The sequence below is a fragment of the Comamonas koreensis genome (assembly GCF_021026195.1).
GTDB lineage: Bacteria > Pseudomonadota > Gammaproteobacteria > Burkholderiales > Burkholderiaceae_C > Comamonas > Comamonas koreensis.
This window is the reverse complement of record NZ_JAJNCT010000010.1, coordinates 493,924-513,007: the sequence shown is the minus strand read 5'-3', so window position 1 is coordinate 513,007 and position 19,084 is coordinate 493,924. Positions and strand designations below refer to the sequence as shown.

Below are 19,084 nucleotides of genomic sequence, written 5' to 3'. Positions count from 1 at the left end.
ATGCCCGTGGGCCAGCAAAGGCCAGGGGCCGGGATCGGAGGCGAGAAGGGTGTGCAAGACATGCCTGGGCTTTTGCAAGCCACGTGCCAGGAACTGCACCGCTCTGGGGTGCTGGTTGTGCTGAATTGGTGCATGCGCGGCAGGTCTGCATGCTTGTGGTGCAGGTGGATGGAAATGCAGCACGGAAAGCGTGCATGGCCTTGGCATGTGCCTTGCTTTGCACTCTGTATGGAACTGACACCTCGCGAAAAAGACAAGCTGCTGCTCTTTACCGCCGCCTTGCTGGCCGAGCGGCGCATGGCCCGGGGCCTCAAGCTGAACTACCCCGAGGCGGTGGCGCTGATCAGCGCCTTTGTAATGGAAGGTGCGCGTGATGGCCAAACCGTTGCCCAGCTGATGAGCGCTGGCCGCACGGTGTTGACCCGCGCCGATGTGATGGAGGGCATTCCCGAGATGATTGCCGATATCCAGATCGAGGCCACCTTCCCCGATGGCACCAAGCTCGTCACCGTGCACGAGCCCATTGTCTGAACCCCCTCTTTCCCCTGCGCAAGATAGCACCATGAACTTCAAGAAACTCTCTGCCAGCGTGGCGCTTGCCGCTGCCGCCTTCCCCCTGTCTGCACTCGCCCATGTGGGCAGCGATGGCGGTGGCCACCATGGCTTTTTGAGCAGCTTTGGCCATGCCTTTGCCCACCCCTTTACCGGTGCCGACCACATGGCCGCCATGCTGGCCGTGGGTGCCTGGAGTGCGCTGACCGTGACGCCCGCCTGGCGCGCACCTGCCGCCTTTGTGGCCCTGCTGGTAGCCGGCGCACTGGCTGGTTTTGCGGGCCTGTGGGTGCCCGGCGTGGAGCCGATGATTGCCGCATCGGTGCTGGTGCTGGGCCTGCTGGTGGCCGTACAAAAGCAGATGCCCTGGGTGCTGGCCGCAGCGCTGGCCGGGGTGTTTGCGTTTTTCCATGGTGCGGCCCACGGCTTTGAGCTGGCGGCCGATTCTGCACTGGCATCTGCCGGCGCGCTGGCGGGCATGGCGCTGGGCTCGGCCCTGCTGCATGTTGCCGGCATGGTGCTGGGCAAGGTCTTCATGCAGCGCCACCGCTGGCTGGCCAGGCTGGCGGGCGGCGCCACCGCCGTCCTGGGCGCAGCCATGCTGACCCGCATGGCCTGACGAGGAGCCGCACGATGATCCCAGGTGAACTGTTGCTGGACGCGGGCGAACATACGCTGAACCCGGGGCGCCGTACCACCAGCCTGGTGGTGCACAACGCCAGCGACCGGCCCATCCAGGTCGGCTCGCACTACCACTTTGCCGAGACCAATGCCGGCCTAGTGTTCGACCGCCAGGCGGCCCACGGCATGCGCCTGCATATTGCCAGCGGCATGGCGGTGCGCTTTGAGCCCGGCCAGCAACGCACGGTGGAGCTGGTGGACATCGGTGGTGACCGGCAGATCTACGGCTTTCGCGGCCTGGTGCAAGGGGCGCTGGAATGACGCAGAGCAAGCGGTGGCCAGGTTCTAAGACAGGATGGTTCTGATGGCAACGATGGACAGACGTGCATACGCAGAAACCTATGGGCCCACAGTGGGCGACCGCCTGCGCCTGGCCGATACTGCGCTGGTCGTGCAGGTGGAGCAGGACTTCACCCTGCGCGCAGGCGGCTACGGTGAAGAGGTGAAGTTTGGCGGTGGCAAGACCATCCGGGACGGCATGGCGCAAAGCCAGCGCAGCAGTGCGCAGGGCGCGATGGACACGGTGCTGACCAATGCGCTGATCATTGACCACTGGGGCATCGTCAAGGCGGACATGGGACTCAAGGGCGGCCGCATTGCAGCGATTGGCAAGGCGGGCAACCCGGACACGCAACCGGGGGTGGACATCATCATCGGCCCGGGCACCGAGATCATCAGCTGCGAAGGCAATATCGTCACCGCCGGTGGTATCGACACGCACATCCACTTCATCGCGCCCCAGCAGATCGAGGAGGCGCTGACCAGCGGGGTGACCACGATGATTGGCGGTGGCACCGGCCCGGCCACCGGCACCTTTGCGACGACCTGCACGCCCGGCGCCTGGAACATGGAGCGCATGCTGCAGGCGGCCGATGCCTTTCCGATGAACCTGGGTTTTCTGGGCAAGGGCAATGCCAGCCTGCCGCTGGCGCTGCATGAGCAGATCAGCGCCGGCGCGATTGGCCTCAAGCTGCATGAGGACTGGGGCAGCACGCCGGCCGCCATCGACAACTGCCTGGATGTGGCCGAACTCACCGACACCCAGGTGGCGATCCATACCGACACGCTGAACGAGAGCGGCTTTGTCGAAGACACGGTGGCCGCGTTCAAGGGCCGCACCATCCACACCTTCCACACCGAAGGCGCGGGCGGCGGCCATGCGCCGGACATTTTGAAGGTGGTGGGCGAGAGCAATGTGCTGCCCAGCTCCACCAACCCGACGCGGCCCTACACGATCAACACCTTGGACGAGCATGTGGACATGCTGATGGTCTGCCACCATCTGGATGCGGGCATTGCCGAGGACCTGGCCTTTGCCGAGAGCCGTATCCGCAAGGAAACCATTGCGGCCGAGGACATCCTGCACGACATCGGCGCAATCAGCATGTTCAGCTCCGACAGCCAGGCCATGGGCCGGGTGGGCGAGGTGATTCTGCGCACCTGGCAGACGGCGCACAAGATGAAGCTGCAGCGCGGCGCCCTGCCGGGCGACAGCGACCGGCATGACAACTTTCGCATCAAGCGCTACATCGCCAAGTACACCATCAACCCGGCCATTGCCCATGGCATCAGCCATGAGGTGGGCAGCCTGGAAGTAGGCAAGTGGGCGGACATCGTGATCTGGAAGCCGGCCTTTTTTGGCGTCAAGCCCAGCTGCATTCTCAAGGGCGGCTTTATTGCGATGGCGGCCATGGGCGACCCCAATGCCTCGATCCCGACGCCGCAGCCGGTGCACTACCGTCCGATGTTCGGCGCCTTTGGCGGGGCGATGGCCAGGACCTCGCTGACCTTTGTCTCGCAAGCCGGCCTGGCCGCCGGCATTGGCCAGCGCTTTGGGCTGGCCAAGAGCTTGTCGGCCGTCAAGGGCATACGCGGCCTGCAAAAGCAGCAGATGGTGCACAACGACCTGGCGCCGCACATGGAGGTGGATCCCCAGACCTATGCGGTGCGTGCCGATGGCCAGCTGCTGACCTGCGAGCCGGCCAGCAGCCTGCCGATGGCCCAGCGTTATTTTCTGTTTTGAAGCGGTAGAGACCCATGGCAAGCCCATTGATTTTCAAGCGCGACCCGGTGACCGACCCGCGCGTGCTGGCGTTTTTGGAAGAGCACCTGAGCGATATGCGCCGCATCTCGCCGCCCGAGAGCGTGCATGCGCTGGACCCGGAGCAACTGCGTGCGCCCGGAATGTACCTCTGGACCGCCTGGACGGCCGGGCAAGAGCCCCAGGCGCTGGTCGCCACCTGCGCGCTCAAGACCCTGGATGCCGGCCATCTGGAGCTCAAGTCGATGCGGGTGGGCGCCGAGCGGCGCGGCTCGGGCGCAGCCCAGCAGGTGCTGGACCATGTACTGGCCCAAGCCCGGGCAATGGGGGCTGCACGCATCAGCCTGGAGACGGGTACCGAGGCCTTCTTTGCGCCGGCGCGCCGCTTCTATGCGCGCAATGGCTTTGCCCACTGCGCGCCGTTTGGCAGCTACCAGCCCGATCCGAACAGCTGCTTCATGCGCCTGGAGCTGTCATGACGGCGCAAGCGATGCTGCAGGTCTCCAAATGTCTGCCCGGTGGCCAAGGCCTGGCACCCGCCCTGTGCAAGCGCGCAAGCTTTGTCGAACTGGACTGGGATGTGCGCCAGAAATCGCGCTTCTCGGCCACCGACAGCAGCGGCCGCGCGCTGGCGATTTTTCTGCCACGCGGCCAGGCCGTGCGCGGTGGTGATGTGCTGGTCGCCGAAGACGGCTCGGTGGTCGTCGTGCAGGCCGCGCCGCAGAAAGTGCTGCACATCAGCGCCTGCGCGCAGCATGGCTCGGCGTTTGACCTGATGCGTGCCGCCTACCACCTGGGCAACCGCCATGTGCCGATCGAACTGCAGCCCGACCACCTCAAGATCGAGCCCGACCATGTGCTGGCCGACATGCTGCGCAGCATGCATATGACCGTCGTAGAGGCGGAGCTGCCTTTTGAGCCCGAAGGTGGTGCCTATGGCGGGCATGTCACCAACGACGGCCACAGCCACCATGGGCACGGCCACGGGCACAGCCATGACCACCCCCATGACCACGGGCATGGCCATGCCCATCCGCACCACCACGGATGAGCATGCAGCCCCTCAGCCTCTCGCCCGCCAGTTTTTTGCAGCTGATGTGGCTGGCCTCGCCAGCTTTGCCCATTGGTGGCTTCTCCTATTCGGAAGGCTTGGAGGCGGGCGTGAATGCCGCGCTGGTAGGCAACGAGGAGCAGGCCGCAGACTGGATTGACCAGCAGCTGCAGCTGAGCCAGGCACGGGGCGATATGGCGGTGCTGGCCCAGGCGATGCAGGCCTGGCAGCGCGATGAGCGCGTCCGCATTGTTGCGCTCAATGCCTGGGTGCTGCAGACGCGCGAGAGCAGTGAGCTGCGCCTGCAGACCGAGCAGATGGGCCGCTCGCTGGTGGCCTGGCTGCAGAACCGCTATGCCGATGATGCCCAGGCCTTGGCGCTGGTGCACTGGCTGGCGGCCGAGGATGCAAGCTACCCGCTGGCCTTTGCGCTGGCCGCGCACCTGGCGGGGGCGGGCGCGCGCGATGCGCTGCTGGCCTATGCCTTTGGCTGGGCCGAGAACATGGTGCAGGCGGCCATCAAATCGGTACCGCTGGGGCAGAGTGCCGGCCAGCGCATTCTGGCGCGGCTGGCGCAGGCGATACCGGACGCGGCCAACCATGCGCTGGCGCTGGGCGATGACCAGCGCCAGGCTTTTTCCCCGATGCTGGCCATTCTCTCGGCCCGGCATGAACACCAATACTCACGGCTTTTTCGATCATGAGCACTGCACTGCACCACATTCCCCACCGCAGCAAAAAGCTGCCTCCGTTGCGCGTCGGTATCGGCGGGCCGGTGGGCTCGGGCAAGACCACCATCCTCGAGATGCTGTGCAAGGCCATGCGCGACAAATGGGACCTGATCGCCATCACCAACGACATCTACACCAAGGAGGACCAGCGCCTGCTGACCGTCAGCGGCGCGCTGCCGGCCGAGCGCATCATGGGCGTGGAGACGGGCGGCTGCCCGCACACGGCCATCCGCGAGGATGCGTCGATCAACCTCGAAGCGATTGACCGCATGCTCGGCCAGTTTCCCGATGCCGACATCGTCTTTATCGAATCGGGCGGGGACAACCTGGCTGCCACCTTCAGCCCCGAGCTGTCGGACCTGACGATCTATGTGATCGATGTGGCGGCCGGCGAGAAGATCCCGCGCAAGGGCGGCCCCGGCATCACCAAGAGCGATCTGTTTGTGATCAACAAGACCGATCTGGCGCCCTATGTCGGTGCCAATCTGGATGTCATGCGCAGCGACACCGAGCGCATGCGCAGCGGCCCCAAGGGCACCAAGCCCTTTGTGATGACCAACCTGAAGACGCTGGATGGTCTGGACGAGGTGGTCGCTTTTATCGAAAAGCAGGGTCTGCTGCTGGGCTGAGCCCCTGGCTTGGGCGTTTGCAGCTTAGCCCGGGGGCGTGTTCAAGCTGAATGCCGTATCGGGGTGCTCGCGGCCCTGCTGCGCAATCCATTCCAGCCAGTCCTGCGCGGTGATCTGCGTGCGTCCGTGCAGGGCGGGGGGCAGGGCCTCGTACACGAGTACCTCCAGCGGCTGCTGGCCGCCGCTGACCAGCTCCACATCCAGGGTCAGCACGCGCTTGGTGTATTCGCCAATGTCCACCGGCCAGATGCCTTCGATGCGGTCCATCGCCTGCTCCAGCGCATCGCTCAATGGGTAGACCTCGGCCAACACCAGGCCGCTGCCCTGCAGTTGCAGGCCGGGGTACCAGCCCAGGTCATACAAGGTGCCGGTCAGCATGGTGCGCCCCACGCAGGCGAGCTGGTCGGCCAGGCGGGTGATGTCGTTGACGCCGCCGGCGCGCAAGGTGCCATAGACGGCGACATGGCCGGCGCCGCAAGGGCTCCAGCGTGCGGGGATGGGGTGTTCGGGGGGCGGCGTCTGCATCGGAAGGTGGTGGGGGACGGTGGCTCAGCTGGGTTGGGGGGAACGGCCGGCGGCCTGCCGGGTCTTGGCGATTTCGCGGCTGGGCAGCGGGGTCTCACCGGTGGCCATGCGCATCAGCAGGCAGTGCAGCATCTCGGTGGACAGGCCATGGAGCACCAGGCGGTGGCCGGCGCGCAGGGTGGACAGGGGCACCAGCGGGTGCTTGTTGTTGAGCATCACCAGATGCTCGGGCGAGGACAGGATCTTGGCCGCATAGATGGCGACCGTCTCATCGAGCTGCAGCGAATTGCTGGCGCGCCAGAAATCGTTGTCGGTCAGCAGCAGCTGGTAGACCGGCGTGTAGATCTCGATGGCGCTTTGCAGATCGAGAATGTTGAACCGCCCCTGCGGCATCGCCGCCAGCTCCAGCGGCGGATCGCAGAGCATGCCAAAGTTGGGCTCGGCGACAGGGCCCATGTGCTGGCCATGGGTGCGCAAGCTGGTGTTGAGCCGGATGACAAAGTTGAACAGGTTCAGGTCGTGCTTGAGGAACAGCTCGTCCTTGATGTCATCGATCTCCATCGGTGCCAGCGGCTGCGTGGGCACGGGCGTGGGGGCATTGGCACCGATAAAGCTCAGGATCTGCGAGCCCAGGTGGAAGTGGCGCATGATGAGCCAGTTCGCCTCGGGCGAGACAAAGCGGTTCATGCTGAAGGCCAGGGTGCGGTGCAGCAGCTTGGAATGCGCCCAGCGCTTGGGCAGCAGCACCTTCAGGATCTGGATCAGGATGATGCTCAGCCGCGCGAGTGGCCGGATAAAGGGCAGCAGAAACTGGCGCGAGCGGCTGCTGGAATCCTTGAGCCAGGCTGCCTTGACATGGTCGGGCAGCGGAGTGCTGTCGTCCAGGTAGAGCGCCAGCCAGGGGTTGGGATCGCGCTCGTCGTGGGGAATGTCGCGGAAGTCGGTCATCGTGCGGGCTCCGTGGCCGTGGCATCCAGAATGTGCCGGAACTGCATCAGGTAAAGCGCAGCAGTATGGCGTGCGGTGGCGGCAATCGCCGCAGTGGCAGTGCCGGTCGCGTCCAGCGCCATGGCCATCTGCACGGCCATCAGCCAGCGCTCCAGATGGTCTTCGTCATTGGCGCCGTGGTATTCCAGAAAACGGAAGCAGTCCGGTCCCAGCGCCAGGTGCTGGCGCAGCAGCGGCAGCAGGCTGGGAACGATGCGCTGGCCCGTGCCTTCGATGATGTAGATGGCACCCAGGAGCCCAATCGGGTTGGGGGTGGCCGCCAGGCCGTGCAGGTAGCTGTTGAGCGCCTCGCCGCCGGGGTTGCGGCGCAGCTGCTGGATGTCGGTTTGCGTGCCGCCGGCGTTGAGGTAGTCCTGGTGCAGGATCTTGAAGTCGTTCTGCTCCTCGCTGGCATGCACGCCCATCAGCGCGGCCAGCTCGGCATAGGCGCCTGTGAGCGAGGCCGCGCCTTCGCGCATCCACAGGCTGCCTTCGCGTACCTGGGGCACCCACTGGCTCATCCAGCGCACATAGTCGGCCTGCTGGATCTGGCCGCTGTGGATGCGGTGCACCAGCGGCGTGCGCCAGACCTGGGAGCGGTAGTCATGCCAGATGCTGGCCAGCTCGGTCAGCAGGGGTGCCAGGCCTGCCGGGGCGGCGGCCGGGTCATGGGGTGGGGCGATCAGCGCGCTTTGTGCAGCGGCGGCGGGGGTGGCTCGCTGGGCTGGCATGCTGGCACGGGTTGCTGCCGGGCTGGCGGGCGTGTGGTTCTCCACCTCCAGCAGCATATAGCCAGCGGTAAAGCGGCCGGACTCGGGCACAAAGCAGAGCATCGTGTCGCCGGGTTTCAGGCGCTCGTGCTGGGTCTGCAGGTACTCGGCGATCATCACAAAAATGGAGGCCGCACCGGTGTTGCCGCGCCAGGCCAGGTTGCTCCACCAGCGCTCGCGCGGGATGGACAGCTGGGCCTTGTTCAGCAGCTCATCGACGACGGGGATGAATTTCTCCGACGAGTAATGGCACAGAAAGTGGTCGATGCAGCGCTCGGGCAGCCAGCCCTGGTGGGCGATGCGCGCGTACTCGTGGATGCAGACATCAAAGAGGTGGGGCAGCAGGCGGATGTCCTGGCGCAGGGACAGCGCGCCCGCGGCCTCGGCGTCGGCCCAGGACGGGAAATCCAGATGGCTGCGCTGGCGGTCATGCGTCAGGCCCAGCTGCATGCACACGGGGTAGTCGCCGGCAAAGCTGCGCTGGTGTGTCCAGCGCAGCTTCAGGCGCAGGTCGGGGCGCTGGGGCAGCGCGGCGCCCTGGCCCAACAGCACGGCACCGGCGCCATCGCTCAGCATCCAGCGCAAAAAGTGCGCATCAAAATCGGTGTTGTAGTCCTGGCCCGCGTAGCGCGAACGCTTGAAGAGCCGGGACGGCATCTCGCTGGCCACCGCCAGCGCATGGCCATGCGTGCCATGCTCCACCGCCAGCGCCGCGCTTTGCAGCGCGCCGACGCTGGCCGCGCAGACGCCATGCACGCTGAGCAGTTCCATCGGCGGGGCGGCCATCTCGCCCTGGATCATGCTGGCAAAGCCGGGCATCAGCGCGTCGCCGCCCGATGAGCCACTGGCCAGAAAGCCGATGTCGGCCAGCGGGCGTGCAGCCTGCACCAGTGCCGCTTCGATGGCGCCCTTGGCCATCTGCGCATTGCTGTAGCTGGTGCTGCCATCGGGCGCAATCGCGTAGTGGCGTTGCTGGATGCCGTTTTCCGCCAGGATGCGGCGCTTGATGCGCTCGGACAGCCGGTTGAGCGGAGCCACATAGGCATCCATGCCGTCATTGGCAACGGGGGCACCGGGCATGAAGTGTCCGGCGGATTCGATATAGACCTGCGAGTATGCGACTGGCATAGATGACTAGTTTTTCTCCATAGGCGGCATCAGCGACCGGCTGCGGGCCGATCGGCGCACCAACCCTCCTACAAAGACCCGCGCCATATACGGCAACAGGCCTGCCTCGTTGAGCACCGGGTGGACCCGGTGTCGGTATTCATCGGCATGCAGGCGGGTCAACGCGGACCAGTGTGCATGCGGGCATTCATGGTGGGCGGTGTGCAGGCCAATATTAAAGAGCAGGGGGTTGACCATGCCCTCGAAATTGCGTGCGTAGTTCAGCATGCCACTGCCGGTATCGTTTTCCGGCTTGGGGGGCTTGCGTCCATCGGCATGGGCATGTTGCAGGTAGTTGGTGGCCAGCAGCCAGTGCAGGCCATGGAGCTGGGGCAGGATGACAAAGAGCAGCGCCTTTTTCCAGTCCAGCACCAGCAGCCCCGCCCAGCTGCCCAGCCACAGCGCGTACTGGCCCATGCAGTAGCGAAACGCGCCCGGATGCCGTTGGCGCAGGCCACGGAGCCAGCGGATGAACAGCGGATACAACACCCAGGCAGCCTGGAGCGGATGGACCAGGTAACCCCAGAGGTGGTTGGTATCACCGCCAAAGCGGTAGGTGCGGGCGATGTCCTGCTCGCCATGTTTGTAGCGGTGGTGGTTGGCCACATGGGCGGGCCAGAATACAAAGGTGGGATGGCCCTGCAGCAGGGTCAGTGCATAGTCGGTGGCACGGTTGGGCCAGCGGCTGTGTGGCCCGGTCCACATGCGCAGATGCGTGTGGTTATGGTGGATGACGCCGATGCCCAGAGTCAGAAACAGCGCGACCAAATAGAGCCACCAGACCAGGCCATGCTGCCATTGCCAGGCGGCGATCAGTGGCAGCGCCAGCATGTAGAGCAGCGATTGCCAGTCACGCCAATGGCGCAGCCGGGGCAGCTTGCGGGAGGCGGTGGCGGGCAGGGGCGGGCTGTTGTCGGGGGTCATGCCAACCGGGTCAAGCAGCGGGGCGCCCGGGGGCTGGGCGCGGCGGCAGCGGGTCTGCCTCGCTACGCATCAGGCGGTCCATGAAGGCCAGCGCAAAGCCGTAGTTGCCGGCCGGCCGGGCATGGTGCAGGTGGTGGCGGCGGCTGGCAGCCAGCGGGTGGCGGGGCCCCACAAGTGGGAAGAAGTCGTAATTGGCATGGCCGACCGCGTTGAGGAAGATGCTGAACACCGGCACCGAAGCGAGTGACCAGAACGCAAAGTCATGCAGCACCATCGGCAGCAGGATCACATTGCCCAGCATCATCGCCTCGATCGGGTGGAAGCTGTAGGTCGACCACGGTGTGACGACGACCGAGCGGTGGTGGTCACCATGGAAGCGCTTGAACCAGCGCGTGTGCAGCAGGCGGTGGTTGATCCAGAAGTGCACATCGTTCCAGATCAGCAGCACCCAGATCTCGATGGCGATCTGCCAGCCGCTGGGGGCGATGGCGAAATGCGCCCAGCCCAGCTGAACAAAGCCCCAGGGCACGACCATGCCCAGGCCAAACACCAGGATGGAGTGAAAGGACTGGCGCCACTCGCGCTGCAGTTGGTCAGGCTTGAGCGGCCGGGTATCGAGCACCCGGCCGATGCCGCGCTTTTGCAGAAAGCGGGTGAGCGCCGTCATGCCCAGCCCTCCGATCAGGTACAGCGCGCTGAAGAACACGAGGCCCCAGGCCATCACCTGCCAGGCGCTGAGATCGGAGAAGACTTGGGCGGCCGTCATTGCGCGCGGATGTTCTGCTCTTTGATGATGGCGCCCAGCGCCTTCACATCGGCATCAATGCGGTTCTTCAGGCCTTCGGGCGAGCTGCCCACGGCCTGCCAGCCCTGCAGGGCCAGCTTCTGGCGCATCTCGGGGCTGCGCACGATCTCGCCCACGGCGGCGGCCAGCTTGTCGACATGGGCCTTGGGCATGGCCTTGGGCGCTGCCACGGCGTTCCAAATTTCCATGTCGTAGTTGGCAATGCCCAGCTCCTTGAGGCTGGGCAGGCCGGGGGCCAGCGGACTGCGGGCGGCCGAGCTCACACCGATGCCGCGCAGCTTGCCGGCCTGGATCTGGTTCATCGCCAGCGCCGGTGGCAGCATCGACAGCTGCAGGTCGCCGCCCTGGATGCCATTGAACACCTGCGGATAGCCAGGGTAGGGGATGTGCTCGGGCTTGATCTTGGCGCGGCTCTTGAGCAGCTCCATGCCCAGGTGGCCGATGGTGCCCACACCCGGCGAGCCATAGCTCCAGCTGCTGCCCGCCTGGGTGGCGGCCTCGAAGAAGGCCTTGCCCTCAGGGGCTTTGGCCGGCGCCACCAGCACCAGCGGAGCCACGCCAATCAGGCCGACAGGCTGCAGATCGGTCAGCGGGTCATAGCGGATCGACGGATTGAGCAGCTTGGCAATCGTCATATTGCCGTTGATCATCACGCTGAAAGTGTAGCCATCGGTCGCGCGCGCTACATATTCGGCGGCGATATTGCCACCGGCCCCGACCTTGTTTTCGACGATGATCGGTTGGCCCAGTGCTTTTTCCAAGGGCTCGGCCAGTGCGCGGGCGGTCAGGTCAGGGGAGGAGCCGGCCGGAAAGCCCACGATCAGGTGCAGGGGTTTGCTGGGCCAGTTGTCCGCAGCCAGGGCGCCAGTGCTGGCGAGGGTGACCAAAGTGGCTGCCACCAAACAGCGGCGGGACAGGGAAAAATGCATAAGAGCTCCAGATTCGCATGGCTGCCCGCATGGGTGGAGGTTTATCCGTCTGTACGTCCGCCGGGCTCATACGGGCCATAAAAAAAGCGTACAGGTCTTGCGACCCATACGCTTTTATTATCACCAATTGCAATGGCTCTATGTGATGCGAAGGCAGAGCACCGTGTGCGGCTTAGGCATATTCGGCCAGGGCCTTGCGCATTTTCTTCATCGCTGCCGATTCGATTTGGCGAATCCGCTCGGCGCTGACGCCATACACCGCAGCCAGGTCATGCAAGGTCATGCCGCCCGAGCCATCGTCGTTCACCTTGAGCCAGCGCTCTTCCACAATGTGGCGGCTGCGCTCGTCCAGGGTGGCCAGGGCCTCCTGGATACCATCGGTGGCCAGGTAATCGCGCTGGCGCGATTCGATCATCGCGGTGGGCTCATGCGATGCATCGGCCAGATAAGCGATGGGGCCATAGGCTTGCTCGCCGTCATCGGAGGGGCTCGGATCGAGCAGCACATCGCCGCCCGACAAACGCGTTTCCATCTCGATTACGTCTTCGCGCTTGACATTCAGATGCGCGGCCATCGCGTCGATTTCGCTCTCGGAGAGCGTCTCGCGCTGCATCGCGCCGTCTTCCATGCCCGCTTCTGCCTTGAAGCCCTGCTTCATCGAGCGCAGGTTGAAGAACAGCTTGCGCTGGCTCTTGGTGGTGGCCACCTTGACCATGCGCCAGTTCTTCAGGATGTATTCGTGGATCTCGGCCTTGATCCAGTGCATGGCGTAGCTGACTAGACGCACGCCCTGGTCCGGGTCAAAGCGCTTGACGGCCTTCATCAGACCGACATTGCCTTCCTGGATCAGATCGCCGTGCGGCAGACCGTAGCCCATGTACTGGCGGGCAATGGATACCACCAGGCGCAGGTGCGACAGCACCAAGCGGCCAGCGGCCTCGACATCACCGTTTTCCTTGAGTTTTTTCGCATAGCCCAGCTCTTCCTCGGGGGTGAGCATGGGGATGCGATTGACCGCAGTGATGTACGCGTCCAGATTGCCCAGGGGTGGTACCAACGACCATGGGTTTGCAGGAGCCAATGCGGTAGAAATGGTGGCGGCTCCAGAATGAGTTGTCACGCTAGAAGTCCTTTCGTCTATGCAATACATAGTAACACCGGTAGGAGTCCCTTGATGCTGTGGGAGTTCCCATGCTGCGGTGCGGTAATCTCGGGTTTAAGTCTCAACTAAGAATGGCTGGGATTGGCGTTGATAAAGAATAGCTTGCTACTGATTTTGATGCTATTCACATTTCTTTATCGGGGCCATAGCGGCTGGCGGGGCGCTGTCTGACAGCCCTTTCCGCCTTCAGCGCAGTTGGAGTGCTCGGTCTGTGGATAAGTTCCATACCGAAGCCTAAAAAATCTGGATATATTCTCAGTGGTTTGGGGGCTGTGAAGCGGCATCCAAAGCGCAGCCTGTTTGATACAAATCATGGAGTTGAATGATGCACCCCTTGGCCATGGACCCCGGCGCTAGCGGCCTCTGCCTGGTGGCATGGGCCAGCACGACGGTGGACAGCGAATCGGCAGCACAAGCACTGGCCCAGGCAGGCGTACAGGCCCGCCTGGCCGCCTGCGCCCAGGTCGAGAAAATCCATTCGCACTATTGGTGGGACGGTCAGTTGCAGCAGGCGGATGAATGGCGCATCACCTGGAAGACCACGCCCCAAAGTCTGCCCGCTTTGCAGCGTTTGCTGCTGCCGCTGCACCCCTATGCCTTGCCGCAGTGGCTCTGGGGCGAGACGGCAGCCAGCCCGGCGTATGCGGCCTGGGTGGCGGGCGAGGTCGGCCCGGCACTGCAGGCCTGAATGCCATCAGACGGGGATGACCGCCACGCCTTGGGCGTTCAGCGCTTCCAAGGCCTCGGTGTTGGCCGCATGGGCATTGGTGACCAGGGTCTGCTGGCTGGGTGGGCAGGCCACCGCATAGCGGCTGCGAAGTCCTATCTTGCTGTAGTCGGCCAGAACGACCAGGGACGATGACTGCTCGGCCATGGCCGTGGCCAGGCTGGCCTCATGCTCATTGCCAAAGGTCACGCCATCCTGCGCGCTGATGGCCACGGGCGAGAGCAGGGTGACATCGGCGCGGTAGCGGCGGATCTCGTTGAGGGTGACCGGTCCATAGGTACAAGGAATTTCCGGGTTGGTATCGCCGCCCAGCAGCACCACGCGCATGCTGCTGGCGCTGCCGGCCGTGGCTTGGGTGCCAGCGAGCTTGAGGGCGACCGTGATGGAGTTGGTGACTACAACCAGGCGGCTGATCAGGCTGAGTTCTTCGGCCAGGATGGCGGTCGTGGTGCCGGCATCGATAAACACCATCTGCCCCGGCTGCAGGCGTTTGACTGCCGCCTTCGCAATCGCGCGTTTTTCTGCCACGCGCAACGCCTGGCGCTGCACAAACGGGGGCTCGTCCTGTGTGACGCGGGCGACGCCGCCATGCACGCGCCGCACCAGGCCCATGGACTCGAGCGCCAGCAAGTCCTGGCGCACGGTTTCGCGCGAGACCTGCATGTCCTGAATGAGTCTTTCGGTGCTGAGCCGGTCGATCGAGGCGAGCAGCGATTGGATGCGGACGAAGCGGTCTTCTTGCAGCATGGATGTGTTTCCTTCGGGGGGCAGGCTGCTCGGGCAGCCCGCGCTATTTTGCAACACCGGCCCCGGCAGATACGTGCTGGGGCCGGTGGGCCGTTCAGCGGTGGCGCCTTGCGGCCACAGCCATTGCGATCAGCAGCAGTGATGCCAGCAGCAATGCCAGAGGCTGGTTGGCGGGCACCGGCTGGGCGGCAGGCACCGGGGGCACCACCACATCGGCAGGCACAGCGACCAGCACCGGATCGACGATGGCGCCGTTGACCACCCCGTCTTCATCCAGCGGGCCACCGTCAGTGATGGTGTAGCGGACGACGCCCCCGGCAATGCTGGCACCGGTGATCTCGCTGACCGTCCGCTGGCCGTTGCTCGCGGTGTGTACCTTCATGACCCGGCTGTTGGCGGGCAGGTCGGCGGGCAGCTCCAGGCGGACCTGGGCGCTGAAGCCTGCATGGTCGCAGCCCGAGAGCGTGAAGGACAGCAGGCCACTAGCCGCTTGCAGGCCGGCGGGCAGCAGGCCGGCAGGCACGGCGCTGACGCTGGCGTTTGACTGGTCGCAGCGGGTGGCGGCCTGGATGTTCAGGTTCATCGCAGGCAGGTTGCTACCGGGGCTGGGCAGGCCGGTGTCAATCAGGTCCTGCACGGGAGGCTCGGGCTCAGGCACAGGGTTGCCCAGCTCGAAGGAGCCGGTGGCACTCCAGCCGGACCAGTTCAGGTGCGTATCGCGCACCCGCACACGCCAGTACCAGCGCTCATCCTGGCCCAGCTGCAGCACCTGCGCTGGCTGGCCCTGGAAGGGGTCCCAGGCCGAGCCTTTGCTGCCATCGGCCTGCAACAGCTGCGCATAGCACTGGCGGCCGCCCTGGCGCTCGGCACCGCTGTCACCGTCCTCGTCCCACTTGTAGCTGCAGCTCCAGCGGTCGCGCAGGCTGTTGCCGCCGGCAATGATGGCGCCCGTCAGCTTGCCGCGTGCCGTGTTGGCCGCCACATTGGGGTAGATGCGCTGGGGGTTAGCCAGCAGCTGGCCCAGCGGCAGGGTGGTGATGTCGGCATCCTTTTGCGTGTTGGTGCGCACGCCGTTCAGGTAGGTCCAGTTTTCGCTGCGGGTGTCGTTGCCCCAGACGTCGTAGACCGGCTGGCCGGCGGCAAATTGCGGGTCCTTGGAGACCTGCCACTGCGCTTCGTAGAGCGCTGACCCGGCCACTGGGCGGTAGGCCAGCTGCAGACGGGCTGGATCGACCTGGCCCAGCTTGGCCTGGACCAGCTCCGGCTTGAGGGACCAGGCCTGGCTGGTGATGGCGATGCTGTCGTCCGGCGTGTTGCTGGTGGTGGAGGCGCCCAGGTCGTAGCGCTTCCAGGTCAGGGCCGGGGTAGCGCTGCCAAAGCTGGCTTCCAGGGTGCCATAGCCAAAGCTGAGTTTGGTGTTGGCGATCACGTCCAGATCGCTGTCGTCGTCTTGCTTGGCGCCTTCCAGTGCGCCGCTGCCCGAGGCCACATTCAGCCAGAGGTGGCGGCTGTTCATCGAATTGCCGCGCTCATAGAAGTGCACATGGCCGTTGAGGTTGGCGGTGATCGCGCCGGTCGTGCGGCCATAGTCTTCCAGCTGCGCAATGAAATCACAGGTGGCCATCACCTCGCCCTGGCGCCATTTTTCGCTCAGGCAGGGGTGGTGGTTGAGCAGCACCATATAGGGCTTCTTGTCCACGCGGGTCTGGGCCATCAGGCCGCTGAACCAGTCCAGGTGCTCCTGCATGTAGTCGGCGCGGAACAGCCCGCGGCCGTTGTCATAGCTGCTCCATCCCCCGGTGTTGTGCATGGCCGAGGCGGGGTTGAAGTCGCTGCCGACAATGCGCATGCCCAGGTAGTCCAGCTGGTACCAGTGCAGCGGATGCTTCTCCGAGCCATTGGCAGGCATGCGGTTGAAGTATTTGCGGTAGGTCTTGGCCCAGCTCTTTTCAGCGCCGGCACTGGCTTGTTCTCCACCAAAATATTCGTGGTTGCCTGGCGCGGGAATCAGCGGCACGTAAGCGGTGATGGCGGCCAGCGGTCCGAAGAACTGGTCCTTCCAGTTGCTGCGTGTGCCGCCCGATCCGACCAGGTCACCCGGCACCATGAAGCCGGCCAGGTTCTGCGCGCATTGGGCAGCCGCGCCTGCGCAGTCGTTGTTGATGATGCCCTGGGTGATGTTCTTGAGGCGGTTGGCCAGGCCATCCTGGGTGTCAGAGACCACGGCGAACTTGGCGGCAGTGACGCCATCGCCCTCGCGTGGCCAGGTCTTGAACTGGAAAGGGCCTGCCAGCTTGGGTGCTGCGCTGGTGCCTGTCACCACCGCGTACTCATAGAGCGTGTTCGATTGCAGACCGGTGATGTCGGCAAAGAAGATGTTGCTGTCGGCAAAATCGCCGACCGGGTTCTTGGCGGGCAGCAAGGTGTAAGGCCCCGTGCTGCCGGCCAGGCGCCACCAGATGGTGGGTGCGGATTCGCTGGTCTCGAGCATCACGGCCATGTGGTCGGGGCCGGGGTTTTGCAACGTGGGCCCGACGGTCAGCGCGGGCGCGTTGGCGGTGTTGGGCAGCTTGGCGGGGTCAAAGGGCTTGGGCGGCTCGCTGCTGGCTTGCGTCAGCACCACATCATCGAGGCCCCAGTACCAGTTGTTGTCAGTGTTCAGGTAGCTGAAGCGCAGGCTGACCTTCTTGGCACCGGCCGGTGCGCTGAAGGCCAGGTTCTCGTTAAGGTTCAGGCGCGAGGCGCTGGTCTCATGCAGCAGGGTCTGGACCGAACTGTCATCAAAGACGGCCTCCACCTTGATGCTTTCCTTCTTCGTCGAGCCCATCTGGAAATGGTTGAGAAAGGCCAGCGTGTAGCTGCTGCCACCCAGCACCGCAATGCTGGGGCTTTCCATCACGGTGCTGAAGTACAGACCGCTGGTGGGCCGCAGGCCATCCGATTCGGCCACGGCGATCTTGCCGCTGGCCTTGGTCAACTTGGCACGCTCACCGCCCGAGACCTGGGTGGTCCAGTAGCTGGGCGTCACAAACTTCCAGCCCAGCCAGGGCAGTTTGGCGGCGGTCGAGCGGCCGCTGGTGGCCACTGTCTCGGCATTCTCCAGCCGCAGCTTCCAGCCGGCGGGCGCTGTCGTGCCCAGGCCGGCTGGCGCATCGGCGCCCGCTGCATCAAAGTTCTCGCTAAAGACCACCGTCTGGGCCAGCGCCAACCCGCTGATGGCCCAGAGCCCGGCGGCACATAACTGCCGCACGCTTGCTATTTTCATGAAACCTCCTGCCTTCAAGGCCAATGTGGTGAAAGCATGTCTTCACCAGGAAGTGCAAAAAATAACAAGATTGCATGAAACTACAATGACGCGGCCCAGAAAAAGCCCCGCTGGGCAGAGCGGGGCTAGCTCGGGGAGGGCCGGTGCGGCGCTCAGGCCAGCAGGGCCTGCGCGAATTCCTTGGCGCTGAAGGTCTCCAGGTCTTCGACCTTTTCGCCAACGCCGATGAAGTACACGGGGATGGGGCGCTCCTGCGCAATGGCCGCCAGCACACCGCCCTTGGCAGTGCCGTCGAGCTTGGTGACGATGAGGCCCGTCAGCTGCAGGGCATCGTCAAAGGCCCGCACCTGGTTGAGGGCGTTCTGGCCGGTGTTGCCATCAATGACCAGCAGCACCTCATGCGGGGCGCTGCCATCGGCCTTGGTGACGACGCGCTTGATCTTCTTGAGCTCTTCCATCAGGTGCAGCTGGGTGGGCAGGCGGCCGGCGGTATCCACCAGCACGACATCCTTGCCCCGGGCCTTGCCGGCGGTCACGGCATCAAAGCTGACGGCAGCGGGGTCGCCCCCTTCCTGGCTGATGATCTCGACGGTGTTGCGGGTGGCCCAGACGCCGAGCTGCTCGCGCGCCGCAGCGCGGAAGGTGTCGGCCGCCGCCAGCAGCACGCTCTGGCCCGCATCGGCCAGGTGCTTGGTCAGCTTGCCGATCGAGGTGGTCTTGCCAGCGCCGTTGACACCGGCCACCATGATGACCGTGGGGCTGTGCTCGCCAATGACCAGCGGCTTTTCCAGCGGTGCCAGCAGGTCGGCCAGCGCGCTGGCCAGCAGTTCCTTGACGGCGGCGGGGTCGGTGGTCTTGCTGTCCTTGACGCGCTGCCTGAGGTCGTCCAGCAGATGCTGGGTGGCCTTGACACCGGTATCGGCCATCAGCAAGGCCTCTTCCAGCTCTTCGTAGAGCTGTTCGTCGATCTTGGTGCCGGTGAAAACCGTCGCGATGCTGGAGCCGGTTTTGCGCAGCCCGTTCTTCAGGCGGCCCATCCAGCTGTCGCGGCTGCTGGCGGGCTCGGGTGCTATAGTGATAGGAGCTATCGGCGCCTGCGGGGCTTGTGCAGAGGGGGTTTTTGTTACCGTTTCTGCAGCTGTTGGTGCCGGGGCTGCGGCCTTGCCGCCCATGCCCAGGCCACGCAGCCAGCCGGTCTTGGCAGGCTCGGCTGCCACGGGGGGCATGGGGGCCACCGGCGCGCTGGGCACCTGGGGTGCGGGCGCCGCGGTGTCGGCTACCGGAGCGGGCGCTGGCGCTGGCTCGGCGGCGGAAGGGCTGGGGGCTGCGTCGGCAGCGGGAGATTTTTTCTTGAAAAAACTGAACATTGTGCGCTACGTAGAATCAGCCTA

Annotated in this window: 19 protein-coding genes; 9 read left to right on the top strand and 10 right to left on the bottom strand. The window is 64.9% G+C overall.

All coding sequences use genetic code 11. From position 1 onward, the window contains the following. The first annotated feature begins 228 nt into the window (after positions 1-228). Genes LPW39_RS12770 through ureG form a run of 8 tightly spaced genes read left to right on the top strand, consistent with a single transcriptional unit; the run spans position 229 to position 5,685 of the window. Positions 229-531 (top strand): urease subunit gamma, encoded by a 303-nt coding sequence (locus tag LPW39_RS12770; RefSeq protein WP_230775356.1) that lies wholly within the window; start codon positions 229-231, stop codon positions 529-531. A gap of 31 nt (positions 532-562) precedes the next feature. Continuing rightward, positions 563-1,171: a HupE/UreJ family protein gene (locus tag LPW39_RS12765; RefSeq protein ID WP_230775354.1), complete on the top strand. Its 609-nt coding sequence runs from the start codon at positions 563-565 to the stop codon at positions 1,169-1,171. Positions 1,172-1,185: 14 nt separating this feature from the next. Next, positions 1,186-1,494, top strand: a complete 309-nt coding sequence (locus tag LPW39_RS12760) for an urease subunit beta (RefSeq protein WP_230775352.1) — start codon at positions 1,186-1,188, stop codon at positions 1,492-1,494. Positions 1,495-1,537: 43 nt separating this feature from the next. After that, a complete protein-coding gene (ureC, locus tag LPW39_RS12755) occupies positions 1,538-3,256 on the top strand; it encodes an urease subunit alpha (RefSeq protein WP_230775344.1) in 1,719 nt (572 codons plus the stop codon). Between the two features lie 14 nt (positions 3,257-3,270). Beyond that, entirely contained in the window at positions 3,271-3,753 is a 483-nt protein-coding gene (locus tag LPW39_RS12750; RefSeq protein ID WP_230775343.1) for a GNAT family N-acetyltransferase, read from the top strand. Further along, complete coding sequence (gene ureE, locus LPW39_RS12745) at positions 3,750-4,325, top strand: urease accessory protein UreE (protein WP_230775341.1); 576 nt, start codon at positions 3,750-3,752, stop codon at positions 4,323-4,325. The genes LPW39_RS12750 and ureE overlap by 4 nt, the downstream gene beginning before the upstream one ends. 2 nt (positions 4,326-4,327) lie before the next feature. Then, a complete protein-coding gene (locus LPW39_RS12740; RefSeq protein WP_407928834.1) occupies positions 4,328-5,029 on the top strand; it encodes an urease accessory protein UreF in 702 nt (233 codons plus the stop codon). Next, positions 5,026-5,685 carry an urease accessory protein UreG gene (gene ureG, locus LPW39_RS12735; protein WP_133855334.1) on the top strand — a complete coding sequence of 220 codons (660 nt, stop codon included), beginning with the start codon at positions 5,026-5,028 and terminating at the stop codon, positions 5,683-5,685. Before LPW39_RS12740 ends, ureG begins: the two co-directional genes overlap by 4 nt. Before the next feature lie 24 nt (positions 5,686-5,709). On the opposite strand, the gene LPW39_RS12730 is transcribed toward ureG, so the two are convergent. The 7 genes from LPW39_RS12730 to rpoH form a co-directional block, all read right to left on the bottom strand. Next, the gene (locus LPW39_RS12730) at positions 5,710-6,210 is read right to left on the bottom strand and encodes a gamma-glutamylcyclotransferase family protein (protein ID WP_230775336.1); all 501 of its coding nucleotides are present in this window, start codon (positions 6,208-6,210) and stop codon (positions 5,710-5,712) included. Between the two features lie 24 nt (positions 6,211-6,234). After that, entirely contained in the window at positions 6,235-7,158 is a 924-nt protein-coding gene (locus tag LPW39_RS12725; protein WP_230775335.1) for a DUF6999 family protein, read from the bottom strand. Further along, a complete protein-coding gene (locus LPW39_RS12720) occupies positions 7,155-9,095 on the bottom strand; it encodes an iron-containing redox enzyme family protein (protein WP_230775333.1) in 1,941 nt (646 codons plus the stop codon). Before LPW39_RS12720 ends, LPW39_RS12725 begins: the two co-directional genes overlap by 4 nt. Before the next feature lie 6 nt (positions 9,096-9,101). Further along, a complete protein-coding gene (locus tag LPW39_RS12715) occupies positions 9,102-10,058 on the bottom strand; it encodes a fatty acid desaturase (protein WP_230775331.1) in 957 nt (318 codons plus the stop codon). A 10-nt stretch (positions 10,059-10,068) separates the two neighbouring features. Continuing rightward, positions 10,069-10,824 carry a sterol desaturase family protein gene (locus tag LPW39_RS12710; RefSeq protein ID WP_230775329.1) on the bottom strand — a complete coding sequence of 252 codons (756 nt, stop codon included), beginning with the start codon at positions 10,822-10,824 and terminating at the stop codon, positions 10,069-10,071. Beyond that, positions 10,821-11,792, bottom strand: a complete 972-nt coding sequence (locus LPW39_RS12705; RefSeq protein ID WP_230775321.1) for a Bug family tripartite tricarboxylate transporter substrate binding protein — start codon at positions 11,790-11,792, stop codon at positions 10,821-10,823. The genes LPW39_RS12710 and LPW39_RS12705 overlap by 4 nt, the downstream gene beginning before the upstream one ends. Before the next feature lie 172 nt (positions 11,793-11,964). Then, the gene (gene rpoH, locus LPW39_RS12700; protein WP_269075819.1) at positions 11,965-12,942 is read right to left on the bottom strand and encodes an RNA polymerase sigma factor RpoH; all 978 of its coding nucleotides are present in this window, start codon (positions 12,940-12,942) and stop codon (positions 11,965-11,967) included. Between the two features lie 334 nt (positions 12,943-13,276). Here rpoH and cutA point away from each other — a divergent pair, with 334 nt between their 5' ends. Continuing rightward, a complete protein-coding gene (cutA, locus tag LPW39_RS12695; RefSeq protein ID WP_230775319.1) occupies positions 13,277-13,642 on the top strand; it encodes a divalent-cation tolerance protein CutA in 366 nt (121 codons plus the stop codon). Positions 13,643-13,648: 6 nt separating this feature from the next. On the opposite strand, the gene LPW39_RS12690 is transcribed toward cutA, so the two are convergent. From LPW39_RS12690 to ftsY, 3 genes are all read right to left on the bottom strand, one after another. After that, positions 13,649-14,428, bottom strand: a complete 780-nt coding sequence (locus tag LPW39_RS12690) for a DeoR/GlpR family DNA-binding transcription regulator (protein WP_230775317.1) — start codon at positions 14,426-14,428, stop codon at positions 13,649-13,651. A gap of 94 nt (positions 14,429-14,522) precedes the next feature. Continuing rightward, entirely contained in the window at positions 14,523-17,693 is a 3,171-nt protein-coding gene (locus LPW39_RS12685; protein ID WP_230775315.1) for a metallophosphoesterase family protein, read from the bottom strand. Between the two features lie 152 nt (positions 17,694-17,845). Beyond that, a complete protein-coding gene (gene ftsY / locus LPW39_RS12680; protein ID WP_230775313.1) occupies positions 17,846-19,060 on the bottom strand; it encodes a signal recognition particle-docking protein FtsY in 1,215 nt (404 codons plus the stop codon). Between the last annotated feature and the right edge of the window lie 24 nt (positions 19,061-19,084).